General features: G+C 66.5%; 12 protein-coding genes. 9 read left to right on the top strand and 3 right to left on the bottom strand.

What is annotated here, in order from left to right:
• Window positions 1–141: 141 nt before the first annotated feature.
• From BMX32_RS07040 to BMX32_RS07020, 5 genes are all read left to right on the top strand, one after another.
• Window positions 142–1,203, top strand: coding sequence for an HlyD family secretion protein (locus BMX32_RS07040; protein ID WP_244511448.1), 1,062 nt, complete (start codon window positions 142–144; stop codon window positions 1,201–1,203).
• Complete coding sequence (locus BMX32_RS07035; RefSeq protein ID WP_244511447.1) at window positions 1,200–2,711, top strand: DHA2 family efflux MFS transporter permease subunit; 1,512 nt, start codon at window positions 1,200–1,202, stop codon at window positions 2,709–2,711. The genes BMX32_RS07040 and BMX32_RS07035 overlap by 4 nt, the downstream gene beginning before the upstream one ends.
• On the top strand, window positions 2,708–4,174 hold the full coding sequence (locus tag BMX32_RS07030; protein WP_089976132.1) for an efflux transporter outer membrane subunit: 1,467 nt from the start codon (window positions 2,708–2,710) through the stop codon (window positions 4,172–4,174). Before BMX32_RS07035 ends, BMX32_RS07030 begins: the two co-directional genes overlap by 4 nt.
• Window positions 4,175–4,321: 147 nt before the next feature.
• Window positions 4,322–5,092 carry a DNA/RNA non-specific endonuclease gene (locus BMX32_RS07025; RefSeq protein ID WP_244511446.1) on the top strand — a complete coding sequence of 257 codons (771 nt, stop codon included), beginning with the start codon at window positions 4,322–4,324 and terminating at the stop codon, window positions 5,090–5,092.
• 162 nt (window positions 5,093–5,254) lie between these two features.
• Window positions 5,255–6,355: a two-component system sensor histidine kinase NtrB gene (locus BMX32_RS07020; RefSeq protein WP_089976128.1), complete on the top strand. Its 1,101-nt coding sequence runs from the start codon at window positions 5,255–5,257 to the stop codon at window positions 6,353–6,355.
• A gap of 2 nt (window positions 6,356–6,357) precedes the next feature.
• Here BMX32_RS07020 and trxC read toward each other — a convergent pair whose 3' ends face one another.
• Together trxC and BMX32_RS07010 are read right to left on the bottom strand one after the other, a co-directional pair.
• Entirely contained in the window at window positions 6,358–6,798 is a 441-nt protein-coding gene (trxC, locus tag BMX32_RS07015) for a thioredoxin TrxC (protein ID WP_089976125.1), read from the bottom strand.
• Between the two features lie 75 nt (window positions 6,799–6,873).
• Window positions 6,874–7,485 carry a CGNR zinc finger domain-containing protein gene (locus BMX32_RS07010; protein ID WP_089976122.1) on the bottom strand — a complete coding sequence of 204 codons (612 nt, stop codon included), beginning with the start codon at window positions 7,483–7,485 and terminating at the stop codon, window positions 6,874–6,876.
• Window positions 7,486–7,611: 126 nt separating this feature from the next.
• Between BMX32_RS07010 and BMX32_RS07005 the strand changes: the two genes are divergently transcribed.
• Window positions 7,612–8,478, top strand: a complete 867-nt coding sequence (locus BMX32_RS07005) for an alpha/beta fold hydrolase (RefSeq protein ID WP_089976119.1) — start codon at window positions 7,612–7,614, stop codon at window positions 8,476–8,478.
• A gap of 96 nt (window positions 8,479–8,574) precedes the next feature.
• Here BMX32_RS07005 and BMX32_RS07000 read toward each other — a convergent pair whose 3' ends face one another.
• Window positions 8,575–8,985, bottom strand: coding sequence for a hypothetical protein (locus BMX32_RS07000; protein ID WP_139206687.1), 411 nt, complete (start codon window positions 8,983–8,985; stop codon window positions 8,575–8,577).
• A 279-nt stretch (window positions 8,986–9,264) separates the two neighbouring features.
• Here BMX32_RS07000 and paoA point away from each other — a divergent pair, with 279 nt between their 5' ends.
• The 3 genes from paoA to paoC are packed head-to-tail and all read left to right on the top strand — an operon-like array spanning window position 9,265 to window position 13,057.
• Window positions 9,265–9,906: an aldehyde dehydrogenase iron-sulfur subunit PaoA gene (paoA, locus tag BMX32_RS06995; protein WP_089976112.1), complete on the top strand. Its 642-nt coding sequence runs from the start codon at window positions 9,265–9,267 to the stop codon at window positions 9,904–9,906.
• Entirely contained in the window at window positions 9,903–10,862 is a 960-nt protein-coding gene (locus BMX32_RS06990) for an FAD binding domain-containing protein (protein WP_089976108.1), read from the top strand. The genes paoA and BMX32_RS06990 overlap by 4 nt, the downstream gene beginning before the upstream one ends.
• Entirely contained in the window at window positions 10,859–13,057 is a 2,199-nt protein-coding gene (gene paoC, locus BMX32_RS06985; RefSeq protein ID WP_089976105.1) for an aldehyde oxidoreductase molybdenum-binding subunit PaoC, read from the top strand. The genes BMX32_RS06990 and paoC overlap by 4 nt, the downstream gene beginning before the upstream one ends.
• Window positions 13,058–13,063: the final 6 nt, after the last annotated feature.

Genomic DNA, 13,063 nt, shown 5'->3' with positions numbered 1-13,063 from the left:
TCCAATTTTGTTCGACCTTGCATAAAAAACTTGAACCCATGAAGTGCGCCCGAATATTATGCGAGCCCGAACAAAAATATCAAGGCCCGGGGGCGAACGTCCCCAGGACGGATCCGTATCCCTTCAACCGACGCCAAGCTCATGACTAATCGAGACATTTCCGCTATCGACGCCCGTGGCCGGAACCGGCTCCGCTGGTTCCTGATGCTCGCTCTCCCGGCCCTGCTCGCGCTTGGCGGCGCCTGTCACTACGTGAAGAACCGGCGCTATGTGTCCACGGACGACGCCTTCGTCCATGCGGCGAAGGACTCGATCAACGCCAGGGTGTCCGGTCAGGTGGTCGAGATCGCCGTGAGGGACAACCAGCCGGTGAGGAAGGGCCAGCTCTTGTTCCGCATGGACCCGGCGCCGTACCGGATCGCCGTGGACCGTGCCCAGGCACGCCTCGACACGGCGCGCTTGCAGATCGAAGCGCTGAAAGCCACCTACCGCCAGCAGCAGGCCGCGCTGCAGTCGGCGCGGGACGCCGGGGATTTCGATCAGCGCGAGTTCGCGCGCAAGAAGGCGTTGCTGGCCTCCGACTTCGCCTCGCGGTCCACGTTCGAGCGTGCCGAAACCGACATGAAGGTGGCGCGGCAGCATGTGGTGTCCGCCCAGCACGAAGCGGCGAACACCCTGGCCGCCCTGAACGGGGATCCCGATATCGATGTCGACCAGCACCCGGCGGTGCGCGAGGCACGCGCCGAACTGGATCGGGCGAAGCTCGACCTCTCCTACGCCGACATCGTCGCGCCCGACGACGGCGTGGTCACGCAGGTCGACGAGTTGCAGGTCGGCGACTTCGTGTCGAACGGCTCGACCGTGTTCTCCCTCGTGTCCCATCGTGACATCTGGATCGACGCCAATTTCCGGGAAACCGATCTCACCCACATGCGCCCAGGCCAGCCCGCGACGATCGAGGTCGACGCCTACCCGGGGCACCCTTTTCGGGCCCACGTCGTCAGCATGAGCCCCGGCACGGGATCGCAGTTTTCGATCCTGCCGCCGGAGAACGCGACGGGTAACTGGGTCAAGGTCGTGCAGCGTCTGCCTGTACGACTCGAGCTCGACGCCGCCGAAGGCAGCCATGCCCTCTACTCGGGCATCAGTGTCGTCGCTCGCGTGGACATCGACGGCGGCGACACGGGGGGATCGCGGCCGTGACCGGCGCGGCAGACAACCATCGCGATCCGGATCGCTCGCAGACGGGCATGCTCGTCGTGGCCACGCTGCTTGCGACATTCATGCAGGCCGTGAACATCTCGATCCCCAACGCCGCGCTGCTGCACATGCAGGGCACGCTGTCGATGTCGGACGATCAGGTCGGCTGGATCTTCTCGTCGTACCTCACCGCCGGCGCGCTGGTGATGCCGGTCGCGCAGTGGCTCGGCGCGCGCTTCGGCCGGAAGCGCGTGCTGCTCGTCTCGCTGGGCGTGTTCGCGGTGGCGCTGATCCTCGTCACCCGTGCCACGACGCCGCTGGGTTTCGTCTACGCCCGGATCCTGCAGGGCGCCGCGAGCGGGACACTCGGTCCGCTGTCGCTCGCGATCCTCCTCGATATCCTGCCGCCGCGTCGCCACGCGCGCACGGGCATGGTGTGGACGGTGACGTCGCTGGCCGGCATGTTGAGCGGCCCCGGTATCGGCGGCTGGCTGTCCGAGTACCACGGCTGGCCGTCGATCTTCCGGGTGAGCCTGCCGCTCACCGCGGTGATCATGCTGGCGCTCGCGCTGTTTCTTCCCGAGAAGAAGGCGGCACAGCGACCCACCTTCGATTTCTTCGGCCTCGCGACGTTCTCGATGGGCGTGGCGGGCCTGCAGATGATGCTCGACCGCGGCGAACGCCTGGAATGGAGCGCGTCGCCGGAAATCTGGATCGAAGGCCTCGCCGCGCTGCTCGGCATGTACCTCTTCGTCGTGCACATCGCGACGCGCGAGAAGCATTTTCTCGACAAGGCGTTGTTCAGGGACAGGAACTTTGGCCTCTCCACGATCATCTTCTTCGCCGTCGGCTTCGTTCTCCTGCCGACTCTGGCACTGACGTCGCCGATGCTGATGGAGATTTTCCGCTATCCGGCCGACACCACGGGATTTCTGATGATTCCGCGCGGCGTCGCGCTGATCGGCGCGTTGCTGCTCGCGTGGCACGCGCCGGCGAGGCTCGACCCGCGGGTTCTGTTCCTCACGGGCGCGGGGCTGGCGGTGTACGGCACGTGGCGCATGCTCGACTACTCGCCGCAGATGCACTGGAACGTCGTGGTGCTCGCGGGCGTGCTGCAGGGCGCCGGGTTGGGGCTCACGATGCCCGGCCTCACGCGCGCGGCGTTCAGCACGCTGGAGCCGTCGTTGCGGCCGGAGGGCACGCTGCTCTTCAACCTGTCTCGCTTGTACGGCAGCACCATCGGCATCGCGATCGTGCAGATCTTCTTCTTCGGCAACACCCAGAGCATGCACCTCGCCCTGGCGCAGCATCTTCATCCCTACGGCGCGGCCCGATCGTCATCGGGTGCGGCCCTTGCCTCCCTCAATGAACTGGTCACGGGACAGGCCGCGCTCATCGCCGTCATCGGTCAGTTCAAGCTCCTGATGCTGGCTCTCCTCCTCGTCACTCCTCTCGCGCTGTTCCTGCATCACCCCAGGGCAGCCGTCGACACCCGCAGGTCCTCCCCATGACATCCTGGCGTCCATCGTTCATCGGACACGCCGTCCGCACGGCCGCGCTCGCCGCACTCGCCCCCACGTTGTTGGCCGCGTGCATGGTCGGCCCCGACTTCGCGCGTCCCTCGCCGCCCGCGTCGACGCACTACGACGTCCAGGCGGAGCATGACCTCGCTGGCGACGCCAGCGCGAGCGGCAAGCCGCACGTCGATCTGAACCGGGCGATCGACGGCCACTGGTGGTCCGTCTTCGGATCGAAAACGCTGGACGACGTCATGCGTCGCGCCATCGCAGGCAATCTGGATCTCGACGCCGCCGACGCGTCCATCGCTCAAGCCGACGAAGCCGCGGTCGCGGCAGGCGGCGCGCTGAAACCACGGGTGGACTTCGATGCGCAGGCCGGTCGGCAACGCGGCGGCTCACTCGGCGCGCACACGAGTAACGTCTACTCTGTCGGTCCTCGGGTCGCTTTCGACTTCGACCTGTTCGGTGGGACGAAACGACAGGTCGAGGAGCGCGAGGCCCTGGCGACCCTGCAGCGACACCGTTACGACGCCGCGTGGCTCACGGTCACCGGTGACGTGGCCACGCAGGCCATTCTCCTTGCGTCGGCGCGCGCGCAGATCGACGCGGTGCAGGCGCTGATCGCGAACGACCGGCGCAACCTGGAGCTCGTCCGCACGGCGCATCGTTACGGCAGCGCCACGCAGGTCGACATCACACTCGCGACGAACCAGCTCGCGCAGGACGAGACGCTCCTTCCACCGCTCGCGCAGCAGCGTGACGCGGCGCGCCATGCACTGTCGATCCTCGCTGGCAGAGGTCCTGCGGACTGGATACCGCCGGATTTCGAACTGGCCGATTTCACGTTGCCTGCGAAGCTGCCCGTCAGCCTGCCGTCGGAGCTGGCGCGCACGCGTCCGGACATCCTCGAAGCCGAGGCGCGGCTGCACGCCGCGAGCGCCGCGATCGGCGTCGCGACGGCCGATCTCTACCCGCGCCTGCAACTCTCCGCCGCGTTGACGCAGACGGGACCGGGACCGGCATCGCTCTGGGGCATCGCCGCGGCGCTCACGGGGCCGATCTTCCACGGGGGCGAGCTGCAGGCGAACCGTCGCGGCGCCGTCGATGGCTACAAGGCGGCATTCGCCGACTACCGGCAAACGGTGATCGTGTCGCTGGGGCAGGTCGCCGACGTGCTGCAGGCGATCGATCACGACGGCGACGAGTATGCTGCCCAGACCCGTGCCCTCGACGCCGCCGACACGGGCGCCCGCCTGAGTCGTGCGGGATACGGAGCGGGCGAGACCAGCGTGCTCCAGGTACTGGACGCGGAGCGCGCCTACCAGCGGGCCCTGATCGGCCAGATTCGCGCGCGCACGGCGCAGTACCTCGATACGACGGAGCTCGCCGTTGCGCTTGGCGGCAACGCGGGTGGCGCGTTTGAGCGGCGGGTGGCGACCGCCGATGCGCACTGACCGGATGAGCGAGAGAACCAGTGCACGAAACGCAACATATCGCGGAACGGGCGTACGGACCGGGCACGTACGGTGAAACGCGTCGGGGCTTGACGATCGGACGGGCATCGGAACAATGCACGATCCCGTTTTCCGTCGGTAAGCTCCATGATGTTTCTTCCCGGACGCCGTTGGTGCGTCCTTGCGTTGCTGTTCATCACCGGCGCGGCGCACGCGTCCGGCACGGCATGTCCGCAGTTCTTCGTCGGCGGCAAGGCGCCCGACTTCGTGGATGCGACGCTCGCGCGACGCACCACGCGTCTGTGCTTCGACGCGTATGCCCTTGCGGCGTCCGGCGTGACGAAAGGCCCGCTGTGGTCCGCCGAGCGACTGACGGCGGCGCAGGTGCGCCAGGCGGAAGACACGCCGCGCAAAGGCAACTTTCACCCCGAGCCGCGCATCCCCGACGAAGACCGGTCGCAGCTCGTCGACTACAAGCGTAGTGGTTACGATCGCGGCCACATGGCGCCTTCGGGCGACCAGCCCACGTATACGGCGCAACAGCAGAGTTTCTCGCTCGCCAATGTGGTTCCCCAGAATCGCACGCTGAACGGTCGCAAGTGGGAGCGCATCGAGTCGGGGCTGCGCGAACTGGCGATGCGCGAAGGCGAAGTCTTCGTGATCACCGGCCCCGGCTTCGATTCGGGGGCGCCTCGCCGTATCGGCCCCCACGACGTCGCGGTACCCGACTTCACGTGGAAGGCCGTCTACGTGCCGTCGCGTCGCGGCGCCGCCGCGTGGCGTTGCACGAATGTGGACAATCCCGATTGCGCGGTGGTGTCCATCGATCAACTGACGCGTGCCACGGGCGTCGCGCCGTTTCCGGCGCTCGATGCAGGCATGCGCGCAAGGGCATTGTCGCTGCCGCTGCCGCGCTGAATCCCATGCGCGAAAATGCCAATTTGTCCGCAGCGTGCAAGAACGTCATGGTCCGCACCCGTCACGATAGACGTTGCGGGCGCGCCAGTGACGCGCTGTAAACCACCGCTTCCACGGAGGGTTTACGAACCCGCATGCTGGATTCTGATGGGATAGGCACTGATGACGATGAAAGCGCGCCCGACGGGCAGCGGTTGCGCGGAATCGTTCGACAACGACTTGCTGGACCACGCGCCGCATAGCGTGGTCCTGCTCGATTCGAGCGGTCACGTACTTGGCTGGAACAAAGCGTCCGAGCAGCTGTATGGCTGGGACAGGCACGACATGGTGGGCGAACACCTCGGAGAGCGGCTGTCCTGTCGCCTCACGGGCGAGCGTGCCCCCGGGTTCCGTCGCGACGACCTGCTCGACGACTGGTCCGGGTGGCTGCGTCGCGAGGCGCGGGACGGCTCGCCACGGTTCGTGCATGTGATCCGCCGAAAGATGCGTGGCAGCGACGGCGAAGGCGCGCGCATCGTCGAATTCGTGACCGACCAGGCGGGCCATCTCGACGGTACGCACGCCGCACGCGTGGCGGTGCTGGGGCAACTCACCGCGTCGATCGCCCACGAGGTCAGCCAGCCCCTGTCGACCATCGCCCTGACCAGTGCGAGCATGCTCAGCTGGCTCGCACGGGACGTTCCCAACCTCGACGAACTGCGCGAACTGGCGAAGAGCACGGCGGAGCAGGCGACGCGTGCCGCCGACGTGCTCGGTCGCATCCGCACGATGGCATCGCGCGCGGAGACCTCGATGCAGCCCGTCGCCATCAATACCGTCGTGCAGGACAGTTTTCGCTTCCTGCGCCACGAGTTCCTGCTGCGGGACATCGACGTCGAGGCGTGCCTCGATCCGACGGAGCCGGTCGTGTTCGGCGACGGCGTGCAGTTGCAGCAGGTGCTGGTGAACCTCGCCCTCAACGCCGTCCAGGCCATGACCGGGGCGACGAGCGACGTTCGCCGCCTTCGCGTCACCACCCGCGCATCGGTGGACGGCTGGGTCGCGCTATGCGTGGAAGATACCGGTCCCGGCATCGACGCCGCCGACGCGCACACCCTGTTCCAGAGTTTCCACACGACGAAGGCCGACGGCATGGGCCTGGGGCTGCCGATTTCGCAGTCCATCGTGCACGGGCACGGCGGGATGATCCGCCTGGCCCCGCGTAACGAGGGATGGGGCGCGCGGTTCGTCGTGGAACTGCCGGTGTTCAATCGCGCCGGCTGACCTCATGGCAGATGGGCGCGCACCCAGCCGACGATCTGCGATGTGCTCACCGCGCCAGACTGCCGCGCGACCTCGCGGCCACCGGCGAAGAGAATCATCGTAGGAATGCTGCGGATGCCGAAGCGCGACGACAGGGCCGGCTCGGCATCGGAATCGACTTTCGCCAGCCGCACGCGCGGTTCGAGCTGCTTCGCCGCGGCTTCGAACTGGGGCGCCATGGCGAGACACGGTCCGCACCAGGTCGCCCAGAAATCGACGACCAGAGGCACGCCGCTACGAAGTGCATACGCATCGAACGCGTCCGTCTTCAGCGCGAAGGGCTTGCCGGTGAAAAGTGCCTGGTGGCAGCGGCCGCAGTTCGGACCCTCGGCGAGCCGATCCTGCGCCACGCGGTTCATCGCACCGCAGTGCGGGCAGGCGAAGACGATGGGTTCTGCGGCCATGATCGGGTCTCCGGAAAGGGCATCATTCTGACCGAACGCCAGGTTCGCCGACTTGGACGAACCCGGTTCGCGGGATCACGTACGCGACTTCAGTCGCTCGCGATGCGCCGCCTGCTTCGCGCGGTTGCCGCACGACGCCATGCTGCACCAGCGGCGGGCATGGCCCCGCGTGTGGTCGGCGAACAGCAGCGTGCACGTCGGTCCTTCGCAGGCCTTCACATGGGAGAAGTCTTCCGTGGTCACCAGCGCCGCCATGGCTTCGGCGATCGGCATCAGCAGCGACTCAGGCGAGCCCCAGCGGCGCGTCCGCTCGACGCGCAGCGCATCCCCGTCAGCGACGATCCGCTCGAAGGCCTCGTCGCGCGCAAGTAACCGGTTCAGCGTCTCGAGGTGATCGAGCGCCGCAGCAGGGAGCGACTCGCCCATGTGCTTCCGGACAAATCCGGCGAACCACTCGCGCAGGCTCCGGGCCTGCGCTGCAAGGCGGTCCAGCTCGCCCGGCATCGCGGCGTCGCGCATGGCTACGAGCACATCGGCCGGCACCATGCCGGACTGCGCAAGCCAGTCCAGCAGGCCTTCGCCGTCGTGGATGGCGTCCACGGGCTCGTCCACCGGCGTGGCGATGGAGTTGAGGAAGTCGAGACCAGGGGCATCGGCCACGAAGATGGCGGGGGAGGGGCGGGTCATGGTGGGTGTCCGGGAGGCGAAGCTCGAAAATAACCGGCAAGAGGCCTATTGACAAGTTACATGGCGATTCGTAACCTCTCAATCAACCACTAGACGGTTATATCAATCCTCCCACCAGGAATTGCCATGACGGCCATCCAGTACCGCACCGCCGACGTCGACGGATTCAATGTGTTCTATCGCGAGGCCGGCCAGCCGGGTGCGCCGAAGCTTCTGCTCCTGCACGGCTACCCGACCTCCGGCCACATGTTCCGCGACCTTATCCCGCTGCTGGCCAATCGCTTCCACATCATCGCGCCGGATCTGCCGGGCTTCGGCCAATCGGATATGCCGCCGCGCGACACCTTCGCGTACACGTTCGACAGCATGGCGAAGGTGATCGGTCGCTTCACCGAGGTAGTGAACTTCGACCGATTCGCCGTTTACGTCTTCGATTACGGCGCGCCTACCGGCTTCCGCATCGCAACCGCGCACCCGGAACGCATCACGGCAATCATTTCGCAGAACGGCAACGCCTACGAGGAAGGGCTGAGCGACGCGTGGACCCCGGTACAGACATACTGGAACGATCCGACGCAGGAAAATCGCGACGCGCTGCGCGCGATGCAGACGCCTGAAACGACGCGCTGGCAGTACGTGCACGGTGTGCCCGACGAGTCGATGGTATCGCCCGACGGTATCGCGCTGGACAATTACTATTTGGCGCGCCCAGGCATGGACGAGGTGCAGCTCGACCTCATCGGCGACTACAAGTCAAACGTCGCGCTGTATCCCACGTTCCAGAAATACTTCCGCGACCACCAGCCGCCGCTGCTGGCGATCTGGGGCATGCACGATCCGTTCTTCCTCCCCGCGGGTGCCGAAGCGTACAAGCGCGATATCCCGAGCGCGGAAGTGCACCTGCTGGAGACGGGTCACTTCGCTCTCGAAACGCATGCGGTCGAAATCGCTCACGCGATAACGACGTTCTTCGAGAACGAGGTGGATGCATAGCGCGAATTTGTGCGGTCAGGAAGAAAGCCGGGGCGCCGTGGCGGCGCCCCGGTTCGCCATGAGACAGGCGTTATTCGCGTTCAGATGATCGCGGGCTCAGGCGAAACCACCGCCCGGCCAGCTACCCTTGAAGTTCCCCATCGTCGTTCCCGTGGTGTCCTTACCCTCCCAGCCCGATGTGGCGAATGCCAGCGCGAGCTCCGCGATGCCCTTGATGACCCTCGGGTCATTCAGCTTGTAACGCTCGATCACGGCGCCCTTGAGGCATTCCGATATGTACTGCCTCGCGCTTTGTACAGGACCTTTGTTCGAGCCATAGTTCTTGGCGAAATAGCTGTTGATATCGTTCTCGTACTGATTGCCGGCTTGCTGCACGGCTGCCATGTAACCGTTCGCCTCCGCAGCACTCGACGTCTGCTGATTCGCCGCTTCCTGCAACGTGCGACCCGCGTGCGCCGTCTCAGCTGTAGGCGTCCCACCGAATAGCCTTGAAAGATCGTCCAGCATGTTGCACCTCCATGTCGTTGAGCCGACCTCGATTCTGGCCGGCGAACGAAGCTTGCCTGCTCGGTAGAACGGCTCCTATCGGGCCAATGCCGATATGCGTTCGCGTGGCACATGGACTCTGCCGCGGCCGGCCGATGGGTAGCAGTCAGGCTTGCCGTTATGAGTCTACATACATAGCGCATCTTTCCATGACGCCATGTCGGTTCGTCGACATACGGGATGGCTTAATCATCGGGCCCCGCCTGTCCAGGCCAAACCCAACAGCGCTGAGGATTCCTCATGGTTGCCACGAGCGAATGGAAATTCACGCGCCGAGACGTACTGAAGCTCGGCGCCGTATCGATGAGCGCGCTGGCCATCCCGCGCGTGATGGCTGCACCGGCCGCGACCGGGCCCGTGAGCCCTCCCGTCATGGCGAAGGTCGCGATGGAGGTGAATGGCAAGCCGCAGGCGCTCGATCTGGATACGAGGACGACGTTGCTCGACGCGCTGCGTGAGCACATGCATCTGACCGGCACGAAGAAAGGTTGCGATCACGGCCAGTGTGGCGCGTGCACCGTGATCGTGGACGGTCGACGGATCAACAGCTGCCTGACGCTGGCCGTGATGCACGAAGGCGCGAAGGTCACGACGATCGAAGGCCTCGGCACACCGGACAAGATGCATCCGATGCAGGCCGCCTTCGTCAAACACGATGGCTATCAGTGCGGTTACTGCACACCCGGACAGATCTGTTCGGCGGTAGCGGTGCTCGATGAAATGGAGCGCGACATCCCGAGCCACGTCACGGGCGACCTGAAGGCGAAGGCCGCGGTGACGCGCATGGAGGTTCGCGAGCGGATGAGCGGCAACATCTGCCGCTGCGGCGCGTACTCCAACATCCACGATGCGATCGAAGAAGTCGCCGGAGGCACGGCATGAAACCCTTTGCCTACGAGCGCGCCTCGTCGCCCAAGGATGCCGCCGCAAAGGCCGCGAAGACGCCCGGTGCGAAGTTCATCGCCGGCGGCACCAATCTGCTCGACCTGATGAAGATCGGTGTCGAGGAGCCGGTGCACCTCATCGACGTCAACGGCCTGAAACTCGATACGATCGAGGCGACCGACGATGGCGGCGTCCGGATCGGCGCCCTTGTCCGCAACACGGAACTCGCCGCGGACACACGCATCCGACGCGACTATCCGCTGCTCTCGCGTGCCCTCCTCGCCGGCGCATCGGGTCAGTTACGCAACAAGGCGACGACCGCCGGCAACCTTCTCCAGCGCACGCGGTGCCCGTATTTCTACGATACGAACCAGCCGTGCAACAAGCGACTTCCGGGCAGCGGTTGCGCGGCGATCGGCGGATTCAGTCGGCAGCACGCGATCGTCGGCGTCAGCAAGTCCTGCATCGCGACCCACCCGAGCGACATGGCGGTGGCGATGCGCGCGCTCGACGCCACGGTCGAAACCGTGCGTCCGGATGGCAGCACCCGTCGCATCGCGATCGCCGACTTCCACACGCTGCCCGGCACCACGCCGAACGTCGAGACCGTGCTTGCCCATGGCGAGTTGATCACCGCGGTGACGCTGCCCAGGCCCGTCGGTGGCGTGCAGCTTTATCACAAGGTGCGCGACCGCGCGTCCTACGCGTTCGCGCTGGTGTCCGTCGCGTTGATCCTGCAGCCCGATGGCGGCGGCCGCGTGGCGCTGGGCGGCGTGGCGCACAAGCCATGGCGCAAGTCGGACGCGGATGCGGCGCTGCCGAAGGGAGCGAAAGCGGCATCGGACGCGCTGCTCGCCGGTGCGGAGACCACGCACGACAACGCGTTCAAGGTGACGCTGGTGGAGCGCGCGCTCGCGGCGACGCTCGCCGAAGCGAAGGAGACGTCGGCATGAAGTTCGATACGCCAGCCACCACCAACCCCATCGACCAGCTCAAGGTCGTCGGCAAGCCTGTCGATCGCGTCGAGGGTCCGTTGAAAACCACGGGTACCGCACGCTATGCGTACGAACGCCACGACGTGGCGCCCGACCATGCCTACGGTGTCATCGTCGGCGCGGGTATCGCCAAGGGCCGCATCCGTAGCATCGACACCGCGCGCGCGAAGAGCGCACCGGGCGTGCTCGCCGTCGTCACGGCGGAAAACGCAGGCAAGCTCGGCAAGGGTCAGTTCAACACGGCCGCCTTGCTCGGCGGGCCCGAGATCCAGCACTACCACCAGGCCGTCGCCATCGTCGTCGCCGCAACGTTCGAGCAGGCACGCGCCGCCGCTCAGCTCGTGAAAGTCGACTACGAGCGCACGCCGGGCGCGTTCGACCTGAAGACGGCGAAGGACAAGGCGGCGAAGCCGAAGGACGGCGATCCGGACAGCGCGAAGGGCGACTTCGCGGGTGCGTTCGCCGCCTCGGCGGTCACGCTGGACGCGACGTACACCACACCCGACCAGTCGCACGCGATGATGGAGCCGCACGCGACGATCGCGTCGTGGGAAGGCGACAAGCTCACGGTGTGGACGGCCAACCAGATGATCGCCTGGAGCAAGGGCGACATGGCGAAGACCCTCGGCATCCCGAAAGAGAACGTCCGGCTCGTGTCGCCGTACATCGGCGGCGGCTTCGGCGGGAAGCTCTTCGTGCGCGCGGATGCCGTGATGGCCGCCCTCGGCGCGCGCGCCGCGGGCCGTGCCGTCGCGGTCGCGCTGCAACGACCGCTAATCATGAACAACACGACACACCGCCCCGCCACCATCCAGCGCATCCGCATCGGCGCGTCGAAGGACGGAACCATCCAGGCGATCGGGCATGAGAGCTGGTCGGGCGACCTCCCGGGCGGCGGCCCCGAGACGGCGGTGCAGCAGACGCGCCTGCTTTACGCGGGCGCGAACCGCATGACCGCGACTCGGCTCGCCGTGCTCGACCTGCCGGAGGGCAACGCCATGCGCGCACCGGGCGAAGCCGCCGGCATGCTGGCGCTGGAGATCGCGATGGACGAAATGGCCGAGAAGCTCGGGATGGACCCCGTCGAGTTCCGCATCCGTAACGACACGCAGGTGGACCCGGAAAAACCGGAGCGGCCGTTTTCACAGCGTCAGCTCGTGCAATGCCTGCGCACCGGCGCCTCGCGCTTCGGCTGGGACAAGCGCGTCGCGAAGCCGGGCTCGACGCGCGATGGCCGATGGCTCGTCGGCATGGGCGTCGCCGCCGCGTTCCGCAACAACATGAACATGAAGTCGGCTGCCCGCATGCGCCTCGAGCGCAACGGCCGGGTCACCGTCGAAACCGACATGACCGACATCGGTACGGGCAGTTACACCATCATCGCCCAGACCGCCGCCGAAATGATGGGCGTGCCGCTCGATCGCGTGGACGTGAAGCTGGGCGACTCCAGCTTCCCGATCTCGGCCGGTTCCGGCGGCCAATGGGGCGGCAACAGCTCGACCGCCGGCGTCTACGCCGCCGGCATGAAGTTGCGCGAGGCGGTGGCGCGCAAGCTCGGCGTCGATCCGTCGAAAGCGACGTTCGAGGGCGGGAACGTCGTTGCCGGCGGGAAGACGGTGGCGTTGTCCAGGGTCGCGGCGGACGGCGAGCTCGTCGGCGAGGACACGATGGAATACGGCGATCTGGAAAAACGGTTCCAGCAGTCGACGTTCGGCGCGCACTTCGTCGAGGTGCGTGTCGACGCCGCCACCGCGGAGATCCGCGTCGAGCGCATGCTCGCCGTGTGCGCGGCCGGGCGCATCATCAACCCGAAGGCGGCGCGCAGCCAGGTGATCGGGGCCATGACGATGGGCGTCGGTGCGGCGTTGATGGAGGAACTGGTGGTCGACAAGCGCCTCGGCTTCTTCGTGAACCACGATCTTGCAGGCTACGAGGTGCCCGTCCATGCGGACATTCCGCATCAGGAGGTCGTCTTCCTCGAGGAAACCGATCCGACGACCTCGCCGATGAAGGCCAAGGGTGTCGGCGAACTCGGGATCTGCGGCGTCGGTGCGGCGGTGGCGAACGCGGTCTACAACGCGACGGGCGTACGCGTGCGCGATTATCCTGTCACGCTCGACAAGATCATCGGCAAGCTTCCGCCGATCGGTTAAGCCGCT

It is taken from the genome of Luteibacter sp. UNCMF331Sha3.1 (assembly GCF_900109915.1).
GTDB lineage: Bacteria > Pseudomonadota > Gammaproteobacteria > Xanthomonadales > Rhodanobacteraceae > Luteibacter.
This window is presented reverse-complemented; position numbering and strand designations above follow the sequence as displayed.